Below are 23,975 nucleotides of genomic sequence, written 5' to 3'. Positions count from 1 at the left end.
AATAAAAGGAACGTAATGGCAACGAAAGATTTTTTTGAAATTCCTAAACGGTACAATAGCATCTCCATTGTATTGATGCTGGTGGGAATTCTCTCCCTGATCATTTTATTTCTCACCCATGGCACGAGCAGTGACGACCATGAGAACGCAAGGTTCTGGGGTTCCCTGTTAACCAATAGCGTTTATTTTCTGCTGGTAGTAAATATGGCCATGTTCTTTATCTGCGCCACAACACTGGCATGGGGCGGCTGGCAACTCTCCTTCCGCAGGGTAACGGAAGCCATCTCCACCTGCGTACCTATCCTGGGCGTGATCACCTTCGTGATCCTGATGGCCATCGTTTTTGGCGGCAACCACGCCATCTACCACTGGACCGATACCGAGCACGTAAAGCATGATGCCGCCTTATTGCACAAGGAAGGCTTCCTCAACAGCACCTTCTATACCGTTTGGACCATCATCACTATCGTAGGCTGGTGGCTGCTGGGCCGCAAGATGCGTCAACTGAGCCGCAGCATCGACGACCAACCCCTGACCGTAGAGGAAGGTAAAAAATACATCTGGAACAATACCGTATGGGCCGCCATTTACATCGTGCTGTTCTCCCTCACCGTATTGTCTTCCATCCCCTGGTTTTGGCTGATGAGCATCGATGCCCACTGGTATTCCACCATGTTCTCGTGGTATACCTTCGCCAGCGCCTTCGTGGCCGGCATGGCCCTGATCACCCTGTACGTGGTTTTCCTGAAGAACAACGGCTACCTGCCCTTCACCAACCAGGAACACCTGCATGACCTGGGCAAGTTCATGTTCGCCTTCTCCATCTTCTGGACCTACCTGTGGTTCGACCAGTTCATGCTGATCTGGTATGCCAACATCCCGGAGGAAACCACCTATTTCAAACCCCGCATCCATGGCGCTTACAGAGGCATCTTCTTTTTGAACCTGATCATCAACTTCGTAGGTCCCCTGCTGATCCTGATGACCCGTGGCGCCAAGAGGAATTATGGTACCACTACCATGATGGCGGTGCTGATCATTTTCGGTCACTGGCTGGATTTCTATCAAATGGTATTCCCCGGCCTGTCCAAGGAACACGTTCCGAACATGGCGCTGGACCTGGGAATCGGACTGGGCTTTATAGGACTGATCATGTTTGTTACCGGTCGTTCCCTGGCGAAGCATCCGCTGACAGCCCGCAACCACCCTTTCCTCAAAGAAAGCATTATCCACCATACCTAATAAGAAGCGTTTAACAGATTAACCGAAACAGTATGTCAAGTCTTTGGATTATAGTGTCATTATTATTGGGTTTTCTTGTTACGTTCCAGATTGCCAAGGCAAGCGAGTACGTAGCCATCCTCAAGGGTGAAGAAAAAACCCGGAAAGATACCAACCGGATCAACGCCTTCATGTTACTGGCCTTTTTGTTCGTCGGCCTGTTTGGTGTATGGTTCTGTAATGAAAAATTAAAAGGAAAGATCCTGGGCGAAGCCGCCTCCAACCACGGCGAGAAAATCGACCAGATGATCTACATTACCCTGGCCATCACGGGGATTGTGTTCGTCATCACCCAGATCCTGCTGTTCTGGTTCTCCTACAAATACCAGGAGAACGACAAGCGTAAAGCGTTCTACTTCCCCCACGATAACAAGCTGGAAGTGATCTGGACCGTTATTCCTGCCATCGTCCTCACCATCCTGGTAGGCTTTGGTATCTACTACTGGTTCCAGATCACCGGCGAGGCTCCGAAAGAAGCCCTGCAGGTAGAGGTAACCGGCAAGCAGTTCGCCTGGGAATTCCGTTACCCCGGAAAGGACGGCGAGTTCGGCCGCAAATACTTCAAGAATATCGACGAGGCCAAGAGCAACCCGCTGGGTCAGATCTGGTCCGACCCCGCCAACCGCGACGATATCTACACCACTTCCGAAATGCATATCGTTGTGGGCAAGCCCGTAAAGCTGATCATCGGCGCCAAGGACGTGATCCACGACGTTGGTCTGGCCCACTTCCGGATGAAGATGGACGCCGTTCCGGGTATCCCCACCACCATGTGGTTTACCCCCAAGTTCACCACCGCCGAAATGCGGAAGAAATACGGTCCCGATTTCAACTACGAGATCTCCTGCGACCAGATGTGCGGCGCCGGTCACTTCTCCATGAGAGGTACCATCGTAGTGGAAACACAGGCGGAGTACGACAAATGGCTGGCCTCCAAGCAACCGCAATACGCCGTGGCCAACCCCCCGGCTGAAGCTGCCCCCGCGGCCCCGGCTGCCCCGGGAGCTCCTGCCGCTGACACCACTCAAGGTCAACCAACCGCATCCGTACACTAAAAACTTGAAGGGCGAACGCCTAAAAAAGCATATTTTATGAGCAAAGAGATTTCAACACATGTGCATGATACCTCCTTACACACTTATGAGGCAGGTCATGATGGGAATGGGAACGGCCACCACCACCACAAGGAAACGTTCATTACAAAATATATTTTCAGCCAGGATCACAAAACCATCGCCAAGCAATTCCTGATCAGCGGTATGATCTGGGCCATCATCGGCGCCCTGTTCTCCGTACTGTTCCGCTTGCAGCTGGCGTACCCCGACACCCCGTTTCCGATCCTGGAAACATTTTTCGGAAGATGGGCCAAAGGCGGACAGCTGCAGCCCGAATTCTATTACGCCCTGGTCACCATGCACGGTACCATCCTGGTGTTCTTCGTGCTGACCGGCGGTTTGAGCGGAACCTTCGCGAACCTGCTGATCCCGCTGCAAATCGGTGCCCGTGACATGGCGTCTCCGCTGATGAACATGCTGTCGTACTGGTTCTTCTTTGCGGGTAGCATCGTGCTGCTGTCGTCCCTGTTTGTGCAAACCGGCCCTGCCAGCGGTGGTTGGACCTCCTACCCTCCCCTGAGCGCCCTCGCACAAGCTTCGCAAGGTTCCAAGATCGGTATGGACCTGTGGCTGGTAGCCATGGCCCTGTTTGTGGTGTCTTCGCTGCTCGGTGGCCTGAACTACGTAGCGACCATCCTGAACATGCGTACCAAGGGTATGACCATGACCCGCATGCCGCTGACCATCTGGGCCCTGTTCTTTACCGCCATCCTCGGTATCCTGTCGTTCCCCGTACTGTTCGCCGGTTTCATCCTGCTGCTGTTCGACCGTCACCTGGGTACTTCTTTCTACCTGAGCGATATTTATGTGAACGGCCAGATCCTGCCCAACGAAGGCGGTAGCGCCATCCTGTACCAGCACTTGTTCTGGTTCCTGGGTCACCCCGAGGTATACATCATTATCCTCCCCGCGATGGGCCTGGTATCGGAAGTGATGAGCGTCAACGCCCGCAAGCCCATCTTCGGCTACATGGCCATGATCGGTTCGCTGTTCGCCATCGCCATCCTGGCGTTCCTGGTATGGGCGCACCACATGTTCGTATCCGGTATGAACCCCTTCCTCGGGTCGTTCTTCGTGCTGCTGACGCTGCTGATCGCCATCCCTTCGGCCATCAAGGTGTTCAACTGGCTCACCACCCTGTGGAGAGGTAATATCCGGTTCACTCCTGCCATGCTCTTTGCCATCGGCTTTGTGAGCCTGTTCATCTCCGGCGGTCTGACCGGTATCTTCCTGGGTAACTCTACCATCGACATCCACGTCCACGATACCTATTTCGTAATCGCCCACTTCCACATCGTAATGGGTGTGTCGGCTTTCTTCGGAATGTTCTGCGGTGTGTACCACTGGTTCCCGAAAATGTACGGCCGGTATTTGAACAATACCCTCGCCTACATCCACTTCTGGGTGACCCTGGTGGGTGCTTACCTGATCTTCTGGCCCATGCACTACGAAGGCCTGGCCGGTATGCCCCGTCGTTACCTCGACTACCGCATCTGGACTTCTTTCAACCAGTTTGGTGACCTGAACAAATTCATCAGCATCGTGACCATTATCGTGTTCGCCGTGCAGCTGATGTTCGTGTTCAACTTCTTCTACTCGATCTTCAAAGGCCGCAAAGTACGTTCCCTGAACCCCTGGGGTGCTACTACCCTGGAGTGGACCACACCGATCAACCCCGGTCACGGTAACTGGGTAGGTGAGATCCCCGAAGTACACCGCTGGCCCTACGATTACAGCAAGGACGGACGGACCTTTATCCCGCAAACGGAAGCGGTTCATCCCAATGAAACAACCCACTAAACGTTTTCAACATTAACGGTTATACCATTATAGTGAAAAGTGCACCGGAAAAGATAACGGTTCCAGAAAATAATGCAGGTAGTCTTTCCTACAAGGACTACCTGCAATTAATCAAACCATCGCTGAGCATCATGGTGGTTTTTTCCAGCCTGATCTGTTATCTCCTGGCGCCGAACGTTACCTACGACTGGACCATGATCGTCCTGCTGTTTATCGGCGGGATGCTGGTGACCGGCAGTGCCAATACCATCAACCAGGTGGTGGAAAAGGACACCGACGCCGTCATGAAACGGACCGGCAACCGCCCCGTTGCTTCCGGGAGAATGAGCCCGGCACAAGGCTGGACCTTTGCCGTGATCACCGGCGCGCTGGGGGTGTTCGTTCTGGGTTACTTTTTCAACTGGTTAAGCGCCAGCCTGGCGGCCGCCAGTTTGTTCCTGTACGCTTTTATTTATACGCCCCTCAAAAAGATCAATGCCATCGCGGTATTGGTGGGCGCCGTACCGGGAGCCCTCCCCTGCCTGATCGGCTGGGTGGCCGGCACCGGGGTGCTCTCTCCCTTTGACGGGATCGTGGTACAGGGAAAGGAAGTGTCGAACGTGGGGGGATGGATCCTTTTTGTATTGCAGTTCCTGTGGCAATTCCCGCACTTCTGGGCCATTGCCTGGATCGCGCATACCGACTACAGCAAAGCGGGTTTCCGCCTGCTGCCGGCCGAAAAAGGACCGACCAAGTTCACCGCCCTTCAAACCGTCATCTATGCTCTTTTACTGATCCCCGTAGGCTTTCTGCCGTATTTTACAGGGATGGCCGGAATGACCAGCATGATCATCGTTCTGGTGGCCAACTTTTTCCTGGTGGCACAGTGCATCCAGTTGTACCGCACTATGGAAGTAAAGGCCGCCCGCAGGGTAATGTTTGGCAGCTACATATATTTGCCTGTCGTATTATTGGCATTGTTGTTTGATAAGGTAACGGTATAGAACGGCTTTTTGAAAAGTGCCGCACGAAACCAGTGAGCAAGAATCAAAAAAATCAAGTAAAATGATAATGGTGCAATCCTCACCGCAACGAAATAAGATTCATCCGCATAAGTTCACCATGTGGGTGGCCATGGCCAGCATCGTCATGATGTTTGCGGGCCTGACCAGTGCCTACGTAGTGAAAAGCAACCAGGCCAACTGGGAAACCGTACAGATCCCCACCCAGTTCTGGGTCTCCACAGGGGTGATCCTGGCGGCCTCCCTGTGCATCCAGATGGCGGTTCGGGCATTCAAGCAAAAAGAACGGAGCCGTTACAAGGGCCTGTTGCTGGTGACCGGCCTGCTGGGTATTGGCTTTTTGCTGTTGCAGTGGAATGGCTTTAGCTGGATGTGGAACCATGGCGTCCATTTCCGTGGTTCGGGTGCCGGCCAGTTCCTGTATATCATCGCCGGCCTGCACGCCATTCACGTGATCGGCGGTTTGGTGGCCCTGTTCATCCAACTGATCCGTTCGTTAAGCCGTAAGACCATCAGCTATAACTCGGTTCCAGTGGAAATCCTGGCGACCTACTGGCATTTCGTGGACTTTTTATGGCTGTACCTGTTGTTATTTTTCAATCTGATCAAATAAGAAAATAGATGGGATTGCCGGCCGTCAAGCCGCCGGTAATTTCGGTAAAACCCTTTTAACAAGAATAAATTAGACCCTTTATTATGGCAACAACTGCTGTAGCAACAAGAGAAAACTGGTGGAGTGGAGGAAGAAGTCCCTTTAACGTGGAGTATGGCAAATTAATGATGTGGTACTTCCTGATGAGTGATGCTTTTACCTTCGGCGCCTTCCTGATCTCTTACGGTACCATTCGTTTTTCCCAGAATTACTGGCCCAACCCTAACGATGTCTTCAACGCTTTCCCCGGCGCCGGCCATGCCAACCTGCCGCTGGCCTTCGTGTCGGTAATGACCTTTATACTGATCATGAGTTCGGTAACCATGGTATTAGCCGTGCACGCCGGACACCACCGCGATAAAAAGAACGTGGTTAAATGGCTGACCTGGACCGTTATCGGTGGCTTCGCCTTCTTAGGCTGCCAGGCCTGGGAATGGACCCACTTACTGACCGGCGAACATGCCGTTCTGGTAAACGGACAACTGGACGTCATTGCCCAGACCACTACCGTAAACCCCTGGGGTCCTGTCGTTCACGGTCCCGCTATCCAGCAGGCCCTGCAAAATACCCCCCACGACGCCCTGGTGAAATTGGCGGCCATGCACGACCACAGCGTAAGCCACGAACAGCTGGCGGCTATGACCGATGCCAACCTGCTGGGTAAGATCAACCTGGAAGAACTGCATGTACGCACCCCCGGACCTGTTGCCTTCGGCGGCTTCTTCTACGGCATTACCGGTTTCCACGGCTTCCACGTACTTTCCGGCGTAGTGATCAACATCATCATGCTGATCATGGCCCAGAAGGATGTATTCGAAAACCGCGGACATTACCTGATGATCGAGAAGGCCGGTCTGTACTGGCACTTTGTAGACCTGGTATGGGTATTCGTATTCCTTTGCTTCTACCTGATTTAAGTAACCAACTTACCGATTCATCTTATAAAAAATATTAGAAATGGACCAACATTCATCTTCAACTTATCAAGAAGTAACGTACCACCACGATCCCCTGCCGACCACCAGCCATATCTGGCGAACTTTCTGGATCCTGCTGGGCCTGACCGTAGTGGAGCTGGTACTGGGTTTCGTGATGTATGCCTTCCCCATCCCCCACTGGATTGAAATGTTCATGAAAGGGGTAATCGTTGTGCTGACTCTGGCTAAGGCTTTCTACATCGTGAGCGAGTTCATGCACCTGGGCAGCGAGATCCGCAACATGATCATGACCATCGTAGTGCCGCTGCTGCTCTTCATCTGGTTTATCGCCGCCTTCCTCTGGGATGGTAACGAGTACCGCGTATCCCGCAACCGCTACAACCGCGTTCAGGAAACCAGTGTGCAGCACGTAGCGCCCACCGCCCCGTCCACCCAGGAAAGAAAGACCGATACTTCCGCCGCCGGTCATCCTTTGGATTAAGCATATTTTAACGGATTAAGCATCAAGTTAACCACCGCCGCAATAATTTTGCAGCGGTGGTTTTTTAATTTATCTACAGTGAACAAAACAGCTATTTACAGTCTTCTCGTTGCGCTCTTTCTGCCTCTTATCAGCTACTTCATTATTAAGCAATACACCAGCAATAAGCCTTTAGTTCCCCGTCACTTCATCTACGATTCCGTCAGCAACCGTACCGAAAAGGGAAAAATAATTACCGATACCTTCTGGCACAAGCTCCCCGACATGGAGTTTACCAACCAGCTGGGACAAAAGGTAAGCTGGAAGGACATGGAAGGAAAGACCGTCGTGATCGACTTCTTTTTCACCCGCTGCCCCACCATCTGTCCCCGCCTGACGGAGAACATGAAGATGCTGCAGGACGAGATCCGCAGCTCGGACAAGGTAGGCAACCGCGACCCGGGCTTCCTGCAGCTGCTGTCGATATCGATAGATCCCGAACGCGACAGCGTGCCCCAGCTGAAAAAGTGGGCCGACCGCTTCCAGATCAACCCCGATCATTGGTGGCTGCTCACCGGCGATAAAAAGGCCACCTACGACCTGTCGCTGAACCACATGAAGCTGGCCCTGCTGGATGGCGGAAAGATCGATACCAGCTTTGTGCATACCGATTACATGGTGCTGGTGGACAAGAACCGGAATATCCGCGGTTACTACCATGGCCTGGACACGACCCGGGTAAAGGAGCTGGCCCGCGATATTGTTTTCCTGACCCTGGAACGGGACCCCAAGCGTAAAAGCGTTTTTGCCGGCCAGCTCGAAATGCTGGCGATCGTATTCCTGCTGACCCTCGTGGGCATGGGGACCATGATGTATTTCCTCAAAAAATATAAAAAAGGATGAACCTGACTATTTCTAAAAATGATAACAAGGCACGGATCCTGATCCTGCTCGTATCCGTGGTGGTATTTTTGGCCGTTGCCGTGCTGGGAAAGGTAAAGCTGGACGTGGAACTGGGTTTTGACGAGCATATTTTTGCCCGTATCAACGCCCTGATCAATACGGCGGTATCGGTGCTCCTGCTGGCCGGCCTGTTCAGTGCAAAAAAGGGCAAGTATGAGCGGCACAAGAAGATCATGCTGGCGGCGATGGTGCTGTCGCTGTTGTTCCTGGTCAGCTACATCTGCCACCACTTATTTGCCGGCGAAGCCAAATTCGGCGACCTGGACCATAATGGAATGCTCAGCGAGCAGGAAAAGCTGCTGGCCGGCAGCACCCGCTTCGTTTATTATTTCATTTTAGGCACCCATATCGTCCTGGCCAGCATCATTCTTCCCTTCATCCTCTTTACCGCCTACAGGGGATTGATCAATGAGAATGCCGCCCACCGGAAGCTCGCGAAAATTACCTGGCCCATCTGGTTTTATGTGGCCGTCACCGGTCCCGTAGTGTATTTGATGATCAGCCCGTATTATTAAGCGTTCCTTAAAATTTATTCGGAAAGAGGTTTACCAGGCAAAATGGTAAGCCTCTTTTTTTAATACACCAATTTTACTGTTTTCATTATGGGGAATCGGTAGAGAAAGGAAGCCTGCAGGGCTTCCTCTTCCTCCTGGCCAACCCAAGTAATAACGGTCATCCTTTTATTAGGATGCGATAACAATGCATACAATGAAAAAGCCTCCAGCGAAGGAATACTTCGTTGAAGGCTTTTTTGATTTAGTTGAAACTCCGACTAGTGATTAACCTTTTCGGTCACCAGCACGGCACCTTTGCTGTCTACTACCTTAAGTACATAGGTGCCGGAAGGCAGAGAAGAAAGGTTGTTCAGGGAAAAGGAATTCTGGCCTTTGTGCAGCTGCACATTCGATTGATGTACCATTCTGCCTTCGAAAGAAAACAGGCGGGCAACGGCTGCAGTTTCCACTTCGCTTTTCAGCGATACATTCAGGGAAGACATAAAGGGGTTAGGAAACACCCGAACCGAACCGGCAGCCTTCTGCACCAGCACCACGGCATTGGAATATTTGAACGACTCGTCGAGATCTACCATCCGCAGCCGGTAATGCGCTACACTGTCAGAGAACTGATCGTTGGAAGAGTACCAGGTAACCGCAGCACTATTGCCCTGGGCCAGAACGGAATCCACACTGGTCCATGTCTTTCCGTCCAGCGAACGTTCCACGATAAAATAATGGCTGTTGCTTTCTTCGTAGGTATTCCATTTGATCTGCACGCGGTTGTTCTGCAATACAGCGGAAAAGGTGCCCAGGGTTACCGGCAGGGTGGCCAGCATTTGAGGGGAAACTGTCAAGGAATAGTTGGCGGTATTCGAAGTAAGACCCCGGTTGTCGGTGGCCTGGAAGGTGAAGGTGGCAGGTCCGACATAGCCCGGTACGGGAAGGAACTTCAGGCTGGCGGCCTGGGCCGGTGTCAGCGAGGTAGTGGTGGTTACCGGAGCATAGGTAGTGCCGGTGGTGTTGTATTGCAGGGTGCCGGCAGTGGCCAGCGGCAGGCTGAGGACTTTATAGCTGGCAATGGTTTCATCGTCCGATGCTTGCAGCGCGCTGATGGGGGCGGCAATGGCCTCATTCACCACGGTAGCGGTATTCATCACATCAGAAGCTACAGGGGCAGCCGGTTTGCCAAACGTCAGGTTGCCGATAGCAATGCTTTGTGCGGCAGGATCGGACTGGGCACCGGTGGCATTATGATAACGAACCGTAAAGGTGCGGATGGCCAGACCATTGAAAGAAACATTGATGGTGCCGTTCTGGTCCTGGGCGTCCGATTCGGTGTTGCCGGCCTGGCCGCTGGTGGTATTGACCTGGGCGGTATTGCTGCTGATCGAAAGGAAGTTGGAGTTGGTATTGGTGTATTTGCTCAGCGTGGGTAAAACGGTAGCGGTGCCGGTGCTGCCGGTGATGGTTACCTTATCATAATAAGAATTGCTGGTAGCGCTGCTTTTATCGATATCTGCAATGCGGAAGTTTACATTTTGCACCGGGCCGGTAAACGTATACTTAATATCGCAATACTGGCTGTTATTGGCAAGGTTGAGGGTCACCTGGAGCCGTTGGGTAGAACCGGGAACCGTAAAGGTGGAGCCCGAAACGGTAGGAGTCTTGGAGCCGCTGTTGCCGCCCAGGGCGTTTTCATAAGCACCGCCGCTCAGGGTAAGGGCTACGGTACAGTTGATACCCGATTGACCGATGTTGGAAGCCGTTTTATTGACGTTGCCGTTGTTCCAGGCGGGACTAAAGGAAGTACCCCAGTTAAGGGTATAGGTTTGTGAAGAGGCTTGCAGGGAAACAAGGAACAGGAATACAAAAAGCAGTTTTGAGTACAAATGGTTCATATAAACGGATTAAAAACTAGGGCAAATGATAAGGGTAACAACCGGTGGTTTAAGTACCGGAAGACTTACAGATGGCAGGGTTCGTTCGTTTACAAGGAGAAGAACAGTTGCATGCGGGACGGTGACATTCTCAATTGCGGCTGCAAGATACCTTAGTCATAAGGGGAAGTACGGAAGTCATCGGTAAAATCGGCATTTTCAAAGGTGAGCCTCCAACATTAAACGCTAAGGCTATACTATTTTACCTGCTAAGGGAAATCATTTACAAGTACATGATTTATACTACAAAATGAATATAAGTATATTTATATAGGTTTGAATAAGTGTTTATATGACATATATTAAGAGCCTGGCTAAGCGTGTCGCAGGCAGGCAGCAATCATTTTTACCGGGAGTACGGAAAGGTCAGAGGGAAAGCTCGGTGGCAGGGTTCCAGAAAAGCCGGTCAAAGGCCACGACGGCATCATCCTTTACGGCAATGCCTTCCGCTTCCAGCAGTTCCTGCATGCGGGTGGGGGTGCCGAAATGCACCTTCCCGGTCAGCCGGCCCTGGCGGTTGACAACGCGGTGGGCCGGCACTTCGGGAAGAATGGAATGGGAGAGGTTCATGGCCCAGCCTACCATCCGTGCAGAGGACTTCGCCCCCAGGGCTTCGGCAATGGCGCCATAAGAGGTCACCCGCCCCCGCGGGACCTGGCGAACGATGGCAAACACCTGCTCAAAAAAAGAATCGTCCTTCCGGCCCGAAGGCTGGACGGTTTTCAGGGGCGCTTTCTTTTCCGGTTTGCCAGCCATCGGGTATTATTTAAGCTTGTTTATCTTTTTTAGTAACAGGTCAGATCTCTTGGGCTCGGGCACGGCATTATAATCAAAAGGACAATGCCGGCAACCGCTGCCGCAGCAATATCCTCGCTTTTGGTGATACGCTTCCGTAAAAACGATCAGCCCCTTTTCGTTGAGATAATAATCAATCTTCTCCTTCATTTCCTGCTTCTTGCTTTAATTCTTCCTGCAAACGGTTGTCCAGTTCCTTACCGGGCAGCTCTGCCGGCAACGAAAAGGAAATGTAATGCACCCGGTTGCTTTGGGCGATATCAAGGTTCTCGTAATGGGTTTTAATAGCCAGTTCGGGCTTCATATCCGTCAGGGCGTACACGTTGTCCGACTCCTCGTGCAGGATAAGGCCGTACATATCCACCACCTTTTTGGTAAAGGCAAACAGGTTGGGACTATCGGTTTTGAGGTGGACCTTTCCGCCGGGCTTCAGGAGCTGCTGGTACAGCCGGAGGAACTTGGGATGGGTCAGCCGTTTTTTGGATTTGGACAGCCGCAACTGCGGGTCGGGGAAGGTGATCCAGATTTCGGACACCTCGCCGGGCCCGAAGAACTCGGTGATCCGGTCGATCTGGATGCGCAGGAAGCCGACATTCGGCAGCCCTAAATGCTGCGCCCGGCGGGAACCAACCCAGATGCGGTTGCCCTTCTGGTCCACGCCGATAAAGTTCTGCCCGGGAAAAAGTTGCGCCAGCCCCACGGCATACTCGCCTTTACCGCAGGCCAGCTCCAGGACGATGGGATGGTCGTTTTTAAAAAAGCCGTTCCAGGCCCCTTTCATGTTTTCGGGGTACTGCAACACATTCGAAAACGTAAGCAGTTCGGCAAAGCGCTGTAATTTTTTCTGACCCATAAGCTAAGAGATAAAGAGGAAAAAATAAAAAGGGTTCGGAACCCTGGAAAAGAATTTTCTGTTACCATCGACCTTCCAGGGTTCCGAACCCTGCTGCCTTCCACAGGCAGCAAATCAGGTTATAAATGAATTGACCGTAAAATAGGAAGATTAGCTTTTGAACATAAGGTCCTTGACCTTTTCCTTGTCTTCCTTTTCCTTGTTCAGGTCGAACATGGTTCCGAATACATGGTCCCAGAAGGTGGAAGAAACGCCAAAGCCTTTATGGTCGTCTTTGTAATGATGCAGGTGGTGATTGCGCCAGAGGCCCTTCATCCATTTAAAGGGCGGGTTCCAGGCATGGATGGCATAGTGCATGGTGCCATACATCAGGTATCCCAGCAGGAAGCCCGGGAAGAACAAAAAGGCATTTGCGCCCAGCGCCAGGTATTGCAGGGCAAAGATGGCGGATGCCAGGATCAGGCTCGGCACCGGCGGCATGAACAGCCGTTCCTTGTCGCGGGGAAAATGGTGGTGGTTGCCGTGCAGGATATAAATAAATTTCCGGGCCCTTTCGCTTTCGGCAGCCATGTGAAAGACCCAGCGGTGCATCAAGTATTCGAAAAAGGTCCAGAAGAAGCCGCCGCCAATAAACAACAGGGCCATGCGCAGCAGGGTGAATTCGAACCGCTGCGCCGCAAAATAAGGAAAGCCGGTGATCACCGGAAGATAAAGTCCCCAGATAACAAGAGGGTGGGTTTTAGTCAGCATTTCCAGAAGCGGGTTCTGAAACAACTGTGCCTGTCCCTTGTTATGTATTTTTTCAAATTTCATAATGGAATCTTTTACAGGACAAAAGTACGGTTTGAAAGAAATTCCCGGCGGGGTTCTGTCACCATATCCCTGAGCTTGTTGAAAAGATGGTGCCGGAATTCCAAAGATTACGCTTATGGCTAACGGGTAGGCCATAAAGCGGCAGCGCTGCTTACATTTGAATCTAAATTAGCACATCATGAAACTGGTTTCCTACTTGAAAGATGAGCATGATTCCCTGGGCGTGCTGTATGAGGGAAAGGTGTATGACATGGAAACGCTCCATCCCGATCTGCCTACGACCATGGGCCTGTTTTTAGCGTATTGGGAAGAGGCTTTCCCGGTGGCGTCTGCTGGGGTAAAGCTGATCAGCGAAGGCAAGATCCGGCCCGAAAAAGGGGTGCCCCTGGAATCCCTGCACCTGCTGGCCCCGGTGCCCTACCCCACTTCCTGCCGCGACGGCTACGCCTTCCGCCAGCACGTGGCCGCCGCCCGCCGCAACCGCAAAGTGGAAATGATCCCCCAGTTCGACGAGTACCCCGTATTTTATTTCACCAACCACCAAACCATTAAAGGCCCGGGCCCGGTGCGGTGCATGCCCGACCACCTGGAAAAACTCGACTTCGAGCTGGAAGCCGCCATCGTCATTTGCCGCCAGGGACGGAATATCCGGGCCGCAGATGCCCGCGACTATATCGGCGGACTGATGATCATGAATGATTTTAGCGCCCGCAAGCTCCAGATGGATGAAATGCTGCTGAACCTGGGACCCGCCAAGGGCAAGGACTTTGCCACCGCCATAGGCCCCTGGCTGGTGACCCTGGACGAGCTGGAAGCCTTTGAAACCGCCGCCAAGGAAGGCCATGCCGGCAGCAACTGGAACCTTAAAATGACGGCCCGTGTCAACGGCATCCAGGTCAGCGAAGGCAGCCTGGCCGACATGGACTGGAGCTTTGCCGAACTGATCGAGCGGGCCTCCTACGGCGTGGACCTCTACCCCGGCGACGTTATCGGCAGCGGCACCGTCGGCACCGGCTGCTTCCTCGAGCTGAACGGTACGGGCAAACTCACCAACCCCTCATACCCCGAACAATGGCTCCGGGCCGGCGACCTTATCGAACTCGAAATCGACCAGCTTGGCGTTCTTTCCAATACGGTTGAGGCCGAATCTTCGGATTGGAGTCTCCTCAATAAATAGTTTAGGAGTTTACGGGTTTACAAGTTTACGAGTTCCTTTCGGGCGCCAGCAACTCGTAAACTCGTAAACTTGTAAACTCGTAAACTCCTAAAAACGCATGCTGCTGCATTTAAACGAACTGACCACCGTAGAAAAGCAATATTACTTGCAACACGTGGTGGCGCCCCGGCCCATTTGCTTTGCCTCTACTGTCGATAAGGAAGGGAAGGTGAATTTGAGCCCGTTCAGCTTTTTCAATATGTTTTCGTCCCAGCCGCCGGTGGTGATCTTTTCGCCCTCGAGGCGGGTACGCGACAATACCACCAAGCATACTTTGGAAAATGTGCTGGAAGTGCCCGAGGTGGTAATCAATATTGTGACGTATGACCTGGTGCAACAGGTATCACTTGCCAGCTGCGAGTATCCTAAGGGAGTGGATGAGTTTTACAAGGCGGGGTTTACGAAGGAGCCGGCTACGCTGGTACGTCCGCCCATGGTAAAAGAAAGCAAGGTAAAGCTGGAATGCAGGGTGCTGGAGGTAAAGCACCTGGGCATCGAGGGCGGGGCCGGCAACCTGGTGATCTGCGAGGTGCTCTGCCTGCACCTGGACGATTCGCTGCTGACGGAGGACAAGAAGTTCGACCAGCAGCGGCTGAACCTGGCGGCCCGCCTGGGCGGCGACTGGTACTGCAAGGTAGGGCCGGAAAACCTGTTCCGGGTGGCCAAGCCCAACACGCAGCTGGGGATCGGCATGGATGCCCTGCCGCAGGGCGTACGCCACAGCCGCATCCTTACGGGCAACCAACTGGCGCAGCTCGCCAACGTATCCGAGATGCCCCTGGTGCAGCCCTCCTTCGACGACGAGCATTTAAAGAATATTGTCCAGTATTTTTCCATCAACCCCGAAGAAATGGAAAAGGAAGTGCACCGCTATGCCGCCCAACTATTGGACCGCGGCGCCGTCCACGAGGCCTGGCAGGTACTCCTGGCATCGGAAAATATAGCGTAATTTAGGTGATGCGTTCAGCTTTTAAGATATTACCGCACTACACGTATGATGATTACTGCCATTGGGAAGGCAAATGGGAAATCATCGAAGGGATTCCTTATGCCATGAGCCCAATGCCCCGACCGGAATACCAGGCTGTTGCCACAAATTTGGCTTCAGAACTCAGAATGGCACAAAAGAAGGCCGGGTGTGGCTGTACTGTTTACCAGCCCATTGATTACAAGGTTTCGGAGGATACCGTCCTGAACCCGGACGTTCTGGTTGTGTGCAGGCCCATAACTGGCCAGTACTTGGATTTTCCACCGGATATTGTAGCCGAAATATTATCGCCGTCTACTGCCCTCAAGGATCGCCATACCAAGTACGACATTTACCAGTCTGAAGGTATACCTTACTACATTATTGTGGATACGGAAAAAAGAAGCGTAGAAGTGTACCGTCTGAAACATAGTGAATATGAACTCCAGGAACTGAACCAGTCAGTGCCCTTTTCATTTTCCCTCTCCTCCTGCTCTTTCGACCTGCTGTTCCAGGATATATGGAGCTAAAAACAGGAAGGGCAGCCCTGTAAAGCTGCCCCTCCCAATGAACAAATTAACCAATTAACCAATTCCCAATGGCCTAATTCCTGTTCACCGAGGCATAGCCAAAGACCTTTTTGAGGATCTCGGTGGCACGGGCCTTCGGGTTGGCGCGGATGTTGGCTTCTTCCTGGGCGATCTGGTCGAACAGGGCGCTCACGGCCTTATCCACCACGTAGGAGGGCAGGTCGGGATTGATCTTTTTGATGGTGGTGGGAAAGTTGTTGTAGGTGCTCACCACGTCGGTATAATATTTTGTCGCCGAGAACTTGTCCAGCGAGCTTTTGATCACCGGCGAGAAGGCGGCGGTCAGCTTGGTAGTGGTCTTCTGGCGGAAATACTGGGTGGCTGCGTCGTTTGGGCCCTTGATGATGGACAGGGCGTCGGCGATGGTCATTTCGCGGATGGCGTCGGCAAAGATCGGGCGGGCATGACCTACCGCGTCTTCGGCGGCCAGGTTGATCTGCTGGATGGCCCGGTCCACCATGCCGCCCATGCCCAGCTGGCGCAGGGTGGTTTCGATGCGCTGGGCATCGGGGGGCAGGAACAGCTTATACGCCTCGTTGCCGAAAAAGCCGTCCTTTTTATTCAGTAAGGTAATGCCCCGGCCCACGCCCTGGTCCAGGGCCTCGCGGATGCCCTGGGCCGCTTCGGTTTGGGTAATGCCCGTGGGAATGGTAATGCCCGTAGGCAGGTTGGATAAGGTATCGCAGGAAACAAGAACCGTCCCCAGGAGCACGGCCAGGATATATTTTTTCATTATTGTTTAGCTTTTAGTCGGTTTTCTTTTGTCAAAATTGCTGCCAAAGACAAAGCTCCTCCGGAAGCGCTTCCGCGGAAAACCGCCGCGAAGAAAAGCCCTCCGGGCAAAAAATCCAAGCCAAATTTGGGTAATCCGGTTTCTTCTTGCCATTCGTCCCTTTCGTGTCCTTACTTTTGCGCAATATTTTTTTTAAGTTATGCATGCACCGCATTTATCTGAGCAGGAAGTAGTTCGGCGGGAAAAATTGGCCGAACTGCAAAAGTTGGGTATCGATCCCTATCCTGCCGCTTTATATCCGGTAAGTCATTATTCCGCAGATATTAAAAGCTCCTTCCGCGACGAAGCCGCCGAAGAATTTTCCGAAGTATGCCTCGCCGGCCGCATCATGAGCGTCCGCGACATGGGAAAAGCCTCCTTTGCCGTTCTGCAGGACAGCAAGGGCCGTATCCAGGTGTACGTCCGCCGCAACGACCTGCTCCAGGGCGAGGACGCCAGCCTGTACGACCAGGTTTGGAAAAAGCTCCTGGACATCGGCGACTTTATCGGCATCAAAGGCTTTGTGTTCCGTACCAAGACCGGCGAGATCTCGATCCACGTGAAAGAGCTGACCGTGCTGGCCAAGTCGCTGCGCCCGCTGCCGGTGGTGAAAGAAGCCGAAGGCGTTACCTACGATGCCGTTACCGACCCCGAATTTAAATATCGTCAGCGCTATGCCGACCTGGTGATCAACCCGGCCCTGAAGGAAACCTTCGTGAAGCGGTCGAAGCTGATCACCTCCATCCGCGATTTCCTGAACCAGCAGGGCGCCCTGGAAGTGGATACGCCGGTGCTGCAGAGCATTCCCGGCGGTGCGGCCGCCCGCCCCTTCATTACGCACCACAACGCCCTGGATGTGCCGTTTTACCTGCGCATTGCCAACGAGCTGTACCTGAAGCGCCTGATCGTCGGCGGCTTCGACTGGGTATACGAGTTCAGCCGCAACTTCCGCAACGAAGGCATGGACCGGACCCACAACCCCGAGTTCACCGTCCTGGAGTTCTATGTGGCCTATAAGGATTATATCTGGATGATGGAAACCACCGAGCAACTGCTGGAAGGCGCCGCCCTGGCCGTGAACGGCACTACCGACGTGCAGGCAGGAGCCCAAACCATCAGCTTCAAAGCTCCGTACCAACGCGTCAGCATTTACGATGCCATTAAAGAACATACCGGCTTCGACGTAAGCGCCCTGGACGAAGACGGCCTGCGCGACGTCTGCCGCAAGCTGCACATCGAGGTAGAGCCTTCCATGGGTAAGGGCAAACTGATCGACGAGCTTTTCGGCGAAAAGTGCGAGCACCACTACGTGCAGCCCACCTTCATTACGGACTACCCCGTGGAAATGAGCCCGCTGACCAAGAAGCACCGCAGCAAACCCGGACTGGTGGAACGCTTCGAGCTGATCGTCAACGGCAAGGAGATCGCCAACGCCTACACCGAGCTGAACGACCCGATCGACCAGCGCGAACGCTTCGAAGACCAGGTAAAACTGATGGAGCGCGGCGACGAGGAAGCCATGTTCATCGACTACGACTTCCTGCGTTCCCTGGAATACGGTATGCCCCCCACCTCGGGTATCGGCTTCGGTATCGACCGCCTGTGCATGCTGCTGACCAACCAGCCTTCCATTCAGGACGTGCTGCTGTTCCCGCAAATGCGCCCCGAGAAGTTCGAAGCCACCGCCGAAGACAAGACCATCTACGAGGTGAACGAATAAGCAGGCATGAAAGTAACGGGATTCTCTTTTATCCGGAACGCGGTAACGTACCAGTACCCCATCGAGGAAGCGCTGCGCTCGATCCTGCCGCTTTGCGACGAGGTGGTGGTGGCCGTTGGTCATTCGGACGACAACACCCGGGAGCTGGTAGCCGCCCTCGACCCGAAGATCCGCATCATCGACACCGTTTGGGACGACAGCCAGAAGGAAGGCGGCCGCGTGCTGGCCCTGGAAACCGACAAGGCCCTCCGGGCCATCGGCGCCGACAGCGACTGGTGCATTTACATCCAGGGCGACGAGGTGATGCACGAGGACGGCCATGCCGAAGTGCGGGCCGCCATGGAGCGCTGGAAGGACGACAAGGGCGTGGACGGCCTGCTGTTCCGCTACCGGCACTTTTACGGCTCATTCGACTACCTGGGGGCCTCCTCCGGCTGGTACCGCAACGAGATCCGGGTGGTGAAGAACGATAAGAACATTTACTCCTACCGCGATGCCCAGGGCTTCCGTAAAGGAAAGAATGAAAAGCTGCGGGTGAAGCCGCTCAACGCCTATATCCACCATTATGGCTGGGTGCGCGAACCGGAGGTGATGGAGAAAAAGAAAGGCGATTTCGAGCGGCAGTTCTATGGAGCGGAGGCTAAGGTGTACACCGGCACGTACGATTACGGCCAGGTGGATGCCCTGGAAAAATTCACCGGCACCCATCCCGCCGTCATGCAGGCGTGGATCCGCCGCATGAACTGGAAGTTCGATTACGACCTGTCGTACAATAAATTTACCCTGAAGGACCGCCTGAAGAACCTGCTGGAAAAACTAACTGGCCGGCGGTTTTTCGATTACAAGAATTATATTGTCGTATAACCCCGAATAAAAAAAAGGGCGGTGTGATCACCGCCCTTTTTTTATTCCAGGAAAAGATCCGGCATCAGCGATTGCTGCGGGTTGACGGCATATTTATCCAGGTCGGTAATGCCTTCCTGCCGCAGCACCTCCTCGTCGATAAAGAAGTTGCCGGTGCAGTCGGCGGACGGCCGGCGCAGGATGTGGAAGGCCGCCTCGGCCACGATCTCCGGGGTGCGGCTTTTCTGCATCAGGAAATCGCCGCCCAGCAGGTTCCTGACGGCGGCGGTGGCAATAGTGGTCCGGGGCCAGAGGGCGTTGACGGCAATGTTGTGCGCCTTCAGTTCCCCGGCCAGTCCCAGCACGATCATGCTCATGCCGTATTTGCTCATGGTATAGGCCAGGTGCGGGGCAAACCAGTTGGGCGAGAGGTTCAGCGGGGGGGAGAGGTTGAGGATGTGGGGGTTCGGCGCCTGCTTCAGGTACGGAATGCACTGCTGGCACACCAGGAAGGTGCCCCGTACATTGATGCCGTGCATCAGGTCGAACTGTTTGGCGGAGGTATGTTCGGTATCGGTAAGGCTGATGGCGCTGGCATTGTTGATCAGGATGTCGATGCCGCCAAAGGTCTTTACCGTTTCTTCCACGGCGGCTTTGACCTGCTCTTCGAAGCGGATGTCGGTTTGCAGCGGCAGCGCTTTGGCGCCAAGGGCTTCCATTTCTTCCGCGGCGGAGTAGATGGTGCCTTCGAGCCGGGGGTGCGGCTCGGCCGTTTTGGCGGCCAGGGCGATGTTGGCGCCTTCCGCCGCCAGCCGCAGGGCAATGGCTTTGCCGATGCCGCGGCTGGCGCCGGTAATGAAGACCGTGGGAGTACGGCCGGACGCCTTATCGAACAATCGTGTTTGGCTATGGCTCATATACGCTTTTAGCCTTAAGATACGGAATCCGGTTTAGCCGGCCGCAGGCGCGTTCATGATCTCTTCGATCTTTTGCAGCACCTCGGGGGTGAGCAGGGGCAGTACCTCCAGAGTTTTGAGGTTTTCTTCCAACTGTTCCTTCCGGGTAGCGCCGAGAATGGCCGTGGTTACGTGGGGATTTTTCAGGGTCCAGGCGATGGCCAGGGTAGCTAGGGAAACGCCCAGCTCACCGGCAAAGGCCGTCAGGTTCCGGACACGGTCCAGCTTTTCCTGGGTCATCCACTGGTCTTTCAGCCAGTCGAAGCCTTCGAGGGCAAAGCGGCTGTCCATCGGGATACCGTCGTTGTATTTGCCCGTCAGCAGGCCGGAGGCCAGGGGGCTCCAGATGGTGGTGCCGATGCCGGTAGCCTGGAACACGTGGGGAAACTCGGTTTCCATTTTGCGGCGTTCCAGCAGGTTGTATTGCGGCTGCTCCACCGAAGGGCCGATGAGGCGGTATTCCCGGGCAACAGCATGGGCTTCCATGATCTCCGGGGCGCTCCATTCGCTGGTGCCCCAGTACAGCACTTTTCCCTGCTGGATCAGCAGGTTCATGGTCCAGACCACTTCTTCGATGGGTACGTTCTTGTCGGGGCGGTGGCAGAAGTACAGGTCGAGGTAGTCGGTTTGCAGGCGCTGGAGGGCTTCGTGGCAGGCTTCGATGAGGTGTTTGCGGCTCAGGCCCGTCTGGTTGGGTTTATTGGCCGGTCCCCGCGAGCCGAAGTAGGCCTTGCTGCTGAGGGTATAAGAGGTACGGTCCCAGTCCTTCTTTTTCAGCACCCGTCCCATAAGCCTTTCGCTCTCGCCCCGGGCGTACACTTCGGCATTGTCGAAAAAGTTGATGCCGCTGTCGTAGGCAATGCCCATCAGCTCGTCGGCTATCGAATCGTCTATTTGCTTGTGAAAGGTGACCCAGCTGCCAAAAGAAAGCACGCTCAGCTGCAGCCCGCTCTTTCCCATTCTCCTGTATTCCATGGTTCAATTTTATTTACGGTTCGTAGGTCATTAAACAATGGTCAATCGTCATTAGTCATAGGCTGTTTTCCCTTGAGCATTGCGTATTGAATATTGAGTGTTTCTCTCCTAATTCCCAATTCACTAATTCCTAATTCCCTGCCCCTAGGGCGCAAAGCCTTCCGGGGCCACTACCGTACCTGTCGGCTCCATGATGTCATAAGCGCTCATGTCCTGCTCGGCTTCAAAACCTTTGCCACCGACGATGCGCTTGTCGGCCTGGGTGATGCGTACGGTTTTGTCGGTATAAAACTTTTTGGTGTTCTGGTCCCACCAGAGCTCGGGGCTGCGCACCGTGTCGCCTTTGATGTTATAGGCCACTACGCTATCGCGGAGGAACACCCGGTTGCGGCTTTCAAAATACTTGCCGTAGCGGGCGTCGAGCTGGCTTTCGAGCTTGCCCGAGCTGTCGTAGAAGTTCACATGGAGCGTGTTGGGAAATTCCACGTAGACCGTATCGGCCTGGTAGCGCAGCATGCGGGGAGCCGTCAGCTGTGCCTTCAGGTTACCCTCCTGGCTGAAGATGGCTTCTACTTTTTTCGCCTCCTCGAGCATGACCTTTTTCTCGTTCCAGGCATTTACTTCGGCCGGGTCGTTTTCGCAGCCCCAAACAAACAAGCAGCTACCTAAGATAGCTGCTTGAAGGAAAATGCGGTTATGAAGGAAAAACTGATTAGTCATATTTGCGTTTCGAAAACCAAAGATCGCTGAAGTTCAAACCCAGTGCAAGGCGGAAAATATTTTCGCGGAGCAGGTTGTCGTCGTTGCCACGGCGCGCATATTCCAGGCCCAGGTTGATCACTGTAAACTGGCCGGGGCTCAGGCGGTTGAAGTTGGCGATGGGAAGGCCCAGGCCCAGGCTTACGCCGAACACGGGCAGCTCCTGCGAATGCCGGATGTAATCGGAGCCGAGGAAAAAGCCGGCCCGGTAAATAACGTTGCTGAAGTAGTTGCGTCCCGATTGGGGCCGGAAGTTACCGCCCACCCGCAGCTCCCAGTTGTCCTGTACGGAGTCGACGGCGTTAAAGAAGCGGTAGTTGTTCCATTTGGTTTGTACCAGGTCGGTGCCCAGCATCCAGCCGTTGCCTTTAGCGCCGGTATGCTCCAGGGCCAGGCCGGCGGTATAAGAAGCCGGGTAGACCATTTTGCCCTCGGCCCCCAGGTTTTTGCTGATGGTATCGGTAGTGCCGCTCGGATCGAAGCTCAGGCGGAGCACATCCTGTTGTGCGCTGATCTTTTGTTCCCAGTTGCCCGAAACGCCCAGGTTCAGGTAGGTGCGTTTGGAGCTGGCATCCTTCAGCTTGATGCGGTATTGCGCCCCGGCGTTGAAGAACAGGCCGCCGAAGGAAGAGTTGGTGGTATAGCGGGTATCGCTGTACCCGATGCTATCGTTCAGGAAGTTGCGGGTGGAGTTGTATTCTTTTTTGCCGAACAGGTAGCCAATGTTGGCGCCGATGCTGAAGTTCTTCAGCGCAATGCCGCTGCCGATGGTGGGCAGGAAGGCACCGCCGCTGCCCTCGTACTGGTCCATGATGCTGTCGATGCGGCTGCCGTTCGGGTTATGCAGCGCGCTGGACTGGTTGATCTTGTAGCGGATGCGGGTCACCGGGCGCAGGCCGAAGCTCAGACCCCAGTTGCGGGTGAGTGGCATGCCGATCTGCAGGTACGAAAAGCCCAGGTTAGGCGAGTTGAATTTTTCGGGCTGGTTGGGGTTGCTCAGGGTCCGGCTGTCGAAGTTGATGCCGGCGTCCAGCAGCACACGGCCCGAGCTTACCTTTTTGGATTTTTCTTCCAAAAAAGTCTGGAAGCGGGAATAAGAGGCCGGGTTGGCAAAGTTGATGGACAACACGTCCGAATAAGCGGCCGATACCCCGCCCATACCGCGGTTAACGATATTGGTATTGGGCACCACGTTGCCGAGGCCATAGCGGGAATAAGGTGAATTGTCTTGAGCGAAAACAGCTTGAACAGAGGAGAGAAGAAGAACTGTACAAAGGGTTTTAGCGGTGGAAATCCAATTTTTCTTACACATTGTTGACTTTGCTGATCGCATACAATCCATTAAAAATTAAATCAGGGTTTGCAAATATCTTACTTTTCAAATGGGGGCCAAAAAAGGCTATATCCCCCCCGGTTAAAAGGGCGTTAAAGTTCCCATACCTTTCCCGGTATTCACTTATAATTCCGTCGATTTCTTTGGCCATGCCCAGCACCACACCCGACTGGATATTGGTAGGGGTATCGTAACCGATAAGCGGTACATTCCAATCGGCCGGCACCAGCGGCAGCTTTGCCGTATAATGGTTAAGGGCCTTCAGGCGCATTTCCATGCCGGGCGAAATGGCCCCGCCCAGGTACTCATTGTATTTATTGACAAAGTTGTAGGTGATGCACGAGCCCAGGCCGATGGCCAGGTTGTGCTGGCCCGGGAAGAGCTGCACGGCCGCGGCCACAAGGGCCAGCCGGTCGGTGCCCGTACTCTGGGGCTTCGATACGCCCAGCCGGAAGGGGAGCTTCGATTCGTGGGTCAGCTTATGGAATTGCGTGCTGCCGGAGAGGAGGCGTTCCACTTCGGCGGGATGGTCAACCACGGAGGCCAGGATGGACCGGGCGGGACGGTATTGCTGCAACACCTCTTCCAGTGCCGGTAACACCTCTTCCGGGAACAGGATCGTCTGTTCCAGCCGGTCGCCGTAAAATACAGCCCCCTTCAGGCGGGTATTGCCGAAATCGAGGCAGAGGGTGGGGGTCATGGTAAATGGTGCATGGTGAATAAAGCTGAATGCCGGTGC

Annotated in this window: 25 protein-coding genes; 14 read left to right on the top strand and 11 right to left on the bottom strand. The window is 54.0% G+C overall.

What is annotated here, in order from left to right; all coding sequences use genetic code 11:
• Positions 1-15: 15 nt before the first annotated feature.
• The 9 genes from V9K67_RS09825 (at position 16) to V9K67_RS09785 (ending at position 8,725) form a co-directional block, all read left to right on the top strand.
• Complete coding sequence (locus V9K67_RS09825; RefSeq protein ID WP_336721913.1) at positions 16-1,242, top strand: quinol:cytochrome C oxidoreductase; 1,227 nt, start codon at positions 16-18, stop codon at positions 1,240-1,242.
• Positions 1,243-1,295: 53 nt separating this feature from the next.
• The gene (locus tag V9K67_RS09820) at positions 1,296-2,336 is read left to right on the top strand and encodes a cytochrome c oxidase subunit II (protein ID WP_336721912.1); all 1,041 of its coding nucleotides are present in this window, start codon (positions 1,296-1,298) and stop codon (positions 2,334-2,336) included.
• 36 nt (positions 2,337-2,372) lie between these two features.
• Positions 2,373-4,196: a cytochrome c oxidase subunit I gene (locus V9K67_RS09815; RefSeq protein WP_336721911.1), complete on the top strand. Its 1,824-nt coding sequence runs from the start codon at positions 2,373-2,375 to the stop codon at positions 4,194-4,196.
• A 32-nt stretch (positions 4,197-4,228) separates the two neighbouring features.
• Positions 4,229-5,179 (top strand): heme o synthase, encoded by a 951-nt coding sequence (gene cyoE, locus V9K67_RS09810; RefSeq protein ID WP_336721909.1) that lies wholly within the window; start codon positions 4,229-4,231, stop codon positions 5,177-5,179.
• 61 nt (positions 5,180-5,240) lie between these two features.
• Complete coding sequence (locus V9K67_RS09805) at positions 5,241-5,810, top strand: cytochrome c oxidase subunit 3 (protein ID WP_336721908.1); 570 nt, start codon at positions 5,241-5,243, stop codon at positions 5,808-5,810.
• Between the two features lie 83 nt (positions 5,811-5,893).
• A complete protein-coding gene (locus tag V9K67_RS09800) occupies positions 5,894-6,766 on the top strand; it encodes a cytochrome c oxidase subunit 3 (RefSeq protein ID WP_336721907.1) in 873 nt (290 codons plus the stop codon).
• A gap of 40 nt (positions 6,767-6,806) precedes the next feature.
• Positions 6,807-7,268, top strand: coding sequence for a cytochrome C oxidase subunit IV family protein (locus V9K67_RS09795; RefSeq protein WP_336721906.1), 462 nt, complete (start codon positions 6,807-6,809; stop codon positions 7,266-7,268).
• 78 nt (positions 7,269-7,346) lie between these two features.
• On the top strand, positions 7,347-8,150 hold the full coding sequence (locus tag V9K67_RS09790) for an SCO family protein (protein ID WP_336721904.1): 804 nt from the start codon (positions 7,347-7,349) through the stop codon (positions 8,148-8,150).
• Positions 8,147-8,725 (top strand): DUF420 domain-containing protein, encoded by a 579-nt coding sequence (locus V9K67_RS09785; RefSeq protein ID WP_336721903.1) that lies wholly within the window; start codon positions 8,147-8,149, stop codon positions 8,723-8,725. The genes V9K67_RS09790 and V9K67_RS09785 overlap by 4 nt, the downstream gene beginning before the upstream one ends.
• 257 nt (positions 8,726-8,982) lie before the next feature.
• On the opposite strand, the gene V9K67_RS09780 is transcribed toward V9K67_RS09785, so the two are convergent.
• From V9K67_RS09780 to V9K67_RS09760, 5 genes are all read right to left on the bottom strand, one after another.
• Entirely contained in the window at positions 8,983-10,605 is a 1,623-nt protein-coding gene (locus V9K67_RS09780) for a T9SS type A sorting domain-containing protein (RefSeq protein WP_336721901.1), read from the bottom strand.
• 405 nt (positions 10,606-11,010) lie between these two features.
• Positions 11,011-11,400 carry an MGMT family protein gene (locus tag V9K67_RS09775; RefSeq protein WP_336721899.1) on the bottom strand — a complete coding sequence of 130 codons (390 nt, stop codon included), beginning with the start codon at positions 11,398-11,400 and terminating at the stop codon, positions 11,011-11,013.
• A gap of 6 nt (positions 11,401-11,406) precedes the next feature.
• Positions 11,407-11,589 carry a C1orf53 family protein gene (locus tag V9K67_RS09770; RefSeq protein WP_336721897.1) on the bottom strand — a complete coding sequence of 61 codons (183 nt, stop codon included), beginning with the start codon at positions 11,587-11,589 and terminating at the stop codon, positions 11,407-11,409.
• Entirely contained in the window at positions 11,573-12,292 is a 720-nt protein-coding gene (gene trmB / locus V9K67_RS09765; protein ID WP_336721895.1) for a tRNA (guanosine(46)-N7)-methyltransferase TrmB, read from the bottom strand. The genes V9K67_RS09770 and trmB overlap by 17 nt, the downstream gene beginning before the upstream one ends.
• A 150-nt stretch (positions 12,293-12,442) precedes the next feature.
• Positions 12,443-13,105, bottom strand: a complete 663-nt coding sequence (locus V9K67_RS09760) for a sterol desaturase family protein (protein WP_336721893.1) — start codon at positions 13,103-13,105, stop codon at positions 12,443-12,445.
• 178 nt (positions 13,106-13,283) lie between these two features.
• Between V9K67_RS09760 and V9K67_RS09755 the strand changes: the two genes are divergently transcribed.
• The 3 genes from V9K67_RS09755 to V9K67_RS09745 all read left to right on the top strand — a co-directional run bounded on the left by V9K67_RS09755 (position 13,284) and on the right by V9K67_RS09745 (position 15,818).
• Complete coding sequence (locus V9K67_RS09755; protein WP_336721891.1) at positions 13,284-14,282, top strand: fumarylacetoacetate hydrolase family protein; 999 nt, start codon at positions 13,284-13,286, stop codon at positions 14,280-14,282.
• A gap of 97 nt (positions 14,283-14,379) precedes the next feature.
• Positions 14,380-15,270: a flavin reductase family protein gene (locus V9K67_RS09750; protein ID WP_336721888.1), complete on the top strand. Its 891-nt coding sequence runs from the start codon at positions 14,380-14,382 to the stop codon at positions 15,268-15,270.
• Positions 15,271-15,278: 8 nt separating this feature from the next.
• Complete coding sequence (locus tag V9K67_RS09745) at positions 15,279-15,818, top strand: Uma2 family endonuclease (protein ID WP_336721886.1); 540 nt, start codon at positions 15,279-15,281, stop codon at positions 15,816-15,818.
• A 73-nt stretch (positions 15,819-15,891) separates the two neighbouring features.
• Here V9K67_RS09745 and V9K67_RS09740 read toward each other — a convergent pair whose 3' ends face one another.
• Entirely contained in the window at positions 15,892-16,611 is a 720-nt protein-coding gene (locus tag V9K67_RS09740; RefSeq protein WP_336721885.1) for a DUF4197 domain-containing protein, read from the bottom strand.
• A gap of 199 nt (positions 16,612-16,810) precedes the next feature.
• On the opposite strand from V9K67_RS09740, the gene lysS reads away from it, so the two are divergent.
• Positions 16,811-18,370, top strand: coding sequence for a lysine--tRNA ligase (lysS, locus tag V9K67_RS09735; RefSeq protein WP_336721884.1), 1,560 nt, complete (start codon positions 16,811-16,813; stop codon positions 18,368-18,370).
• Between the two features lie 6 nt (positions 18,371-18,376).
• Positions 18,377-19,234, top strand: coding sequence for a glycosyltransferase family protein (locus V9K67_RS09730; RefSeq protein WP_336721883.1), 858 nt, complete (start codon positions 18,377-18,379; stop codon positions 19,232-19,234).
• Between the two features lie 41 nt (positions 19,235-19,275).
• On the opposite strand, the gene V9K67_RS09725 is transcribed toward V9K67_RS09730, so the two are convergent.
• The 5 genes from V9K67_RS09725 to V9K67_RS09705 form a co-directional block, all read right to left on the bottom strand.
• Positions 19,276-20,130, bottom strand: coding sequence for an SDR family oxidoreductase (locus V9K67_RS09725; protein WP_336721881.1), 855 nt, complete (start codon positions 20,128-20,130; stop codon positions 19,276-19,278).
• Positions 20,131-20,163: 33 nt separating this feature from the next.
• Positions 20,164-21,144, bottom strand: a complete 981-nt coding sequence (locus V9K67_RS09720) for a potassium channel beta subunit family protein (RefSeq protein ID WP_336721878.1) — start codon at positions 21,142-21,144, stop codon at positions 20,164-20,166.
• Between the two features lie 144 nt (positions 21,145-21,288).
• Entirely contained in the window at positions 21,289-21,864 is a 576-nt protein-coding gene (lptC, locus tag V9K67_RS09715) for an LPS export ABC transporter periplasmic protein LptC (RefSeq protein WP_336721876.1), read from the bottom strand.
• Positions 21,857-23,215: a BamG family beta-barrel-assembly machinery protein gene (gene bamG / locus V9K67_RS09710; protein ID WP_336721873.1), complete on the bottom strand. Its 1,359-nt coding sequence runs from the start codon at positions 23,213-23,215 to the stop codon at positions 21,857-21,859. Before bamG ends, lptC begins: the two co-directional genes overlap by 8 nt.
• Positions 23,208-23,936, bottom strand: a complete 729-nt coding sequence (locus V9K67_RS09705) for a type III pantothenate kinase (RefSeq protein WP_336721870.1) — start codon at positions 23,934-23,936, stop codon at positions 23,208-23,210. Before V9K67_RS09705 ends, bamG begins: the two co-directional genes overlap by 8 nt.
• Positions 23,937-23,975: the final 39 nt, after the last annotated feature.

Source organism: Huijunlia imazamoxiresistens (assembly GCF_037132455.1).
Classification (GTDB): Bacteria; Bacteroidota; Bacteroidia; order Chitinophagales; family Chitinophagaceae; genus Flavisolibacter; species Flavisolibacter imazamoxiresistens.
This window is presented reverse-complemented; position numbering and strand designations above follow the sequence as displayed.

Bases quoted from the DNA above. Each gene is read 5' to 3' on its own strand.
- V9K67_RS09780 (WP_336721901.1), bottom strand. From the start codon at position 10,605: ATGAACCATTTGTACTCAAAACTGCTTTTTGTATTCCTGTTCCTTGTT.
- trmB (WP_336721895.1), bottom strand. From the start codon at position 12,292: ATGGGTCAGAAAAAATTACAGCGCTTTGCCGAACTGCTTACGTTTTCG.
- V9K67_RS09815 (WP_336721911.1), top strand. From the start codon at position 2,373: ATGAGCAAAGAGATTTCAACACATGTGCATGATACCTCCTTACACACT.
- V9K67_RS09740 (WP_336721885.1), bottom strand. From the start codon at position 16,611: ATGAAAAAATATATCCTGGCCGTGCTCCTGGGGACGGTTCTTGTTTCC.
- V9K67_RS09720 (WP_336721878.1), bottom strand. From the start codon at position 21,144: ATGGAATACAGGAGAATGGGAAAGAGCGGGCTGCAGCTGAGCGTGCTT.
- bamG (WP_336721873.1), bottom strand. From the start codon at position 23,215: ATGTGTAAGAAAAATTGGATTTCCACCGCTAAAACCCTTTGTACAGTT.
- V9K67_RS09730 (WP_336721883.1), top strand. From the start codon at position 18,377: ATGAAAGTAACGGGATTCTCTTTTATCCGGAACGCGGTAACGTACCAG.
- lysS (WP_336721884.1), top strand. From the start codon at position 16,811: ATGCATGCACCGCATTTATCTGAGCAGGAAGTAGTTCGGCGGGAAAAA.
- lptC (WP_336721876.1), bottom strand. From the start codon at position 21,864: ATGACTAATCAGTTTTTCCTTCATAACCGCATTTTCCTTCAAGCAGCT.
- V9K67_RS09825 (WP_336721913.1), top strand. From the start codon at position 16: ATGGCAACGAAAGATTTTTTTGAAATTCCTAAACGGTACAATAGCATC.
- V9K67_RS09795 (WP_336721906.1), top strand. From the start codon at position 6,807: ATGGACCAACATTCATCTTCAACTTATCAAGAAGTAACGTACCACCAC.
- V9K67_RS09775 (WP_336721899.1), bottom strand. From the start codon at position 11,400: ATGGCTGGCAAACCGGAAAAGAAAGCGCCCCTGAAAACCGTCCAGCCT.
- V9K67_RS09745 (WP_336721886.1), top strand. From the start codon at position 15,279: ATGCGTTCAGCTTTTAAGATATTACCGCACTACACGTATGATGATTAC.
- V9K67_RS09725 (WP_336721881.1), bottom strand. From the start codon at position 20,130: ATGAGCCATAGCCAAACACGATTGTTCGATAAGGCGTCCGGCCGTACT.
- V9K67_RS09705 (WP_336721870.1), bottom strand. From the start codon at position 23,936: ATGACCCCCACCCTCTGCCTCGATTTCGGCAATACCCGCCTGAAGGGG.
- V9K67_RS09800 (WP_336721907.1), top strand. From the start codon at position 5,894: ATGGCAACAACTGCTGTAGCAACAAGAGAAAACTGGTGGAGTGGAGGA.
- V9K67_RS09750 (WP_336721888.1), top strand. From the start codon at position 14,380: ATGCTGCTGCATTTAAACGAACTGACCACCGTAGAAAAGCAATATTAC.
- V9K67_RS09785 (WP_336721903.1), top strand. From the start codon at position 8,147: ATGAACCTGACTATTTCTAAAAATGATAACAAGGCACGGATCCTGATC.
- V9K67_RS09770 (WP_336721897.1), bottom strand. From the start codon at position 11,589: ATGAAGGAGAAGATTGATTATTATCTCAACGAAAAGGGGCTGATCGTT.
- V9K67_RS09760 (WP_336721893.1), bottom strand. From the start codon at position 13,105: ATGAAATTTGAAAAAATACATAACAAGGGACAGGCACAGTTGTTTCAG.
- V9K67_RS09805 (WP_336721908.1), top strand. From the start codon at position 5,241: ATGATAATGGTGCAATCCTCACCGCAACGAAATAAGATTCATCCGCAT.
- V9K67_RS09755 (WP_336721891.1), top strand. From the start codon at position 13,284: ATGAAACTGGTTTCCTACTTGAAAGATGAGCATGATTCCCTGGGCGTG.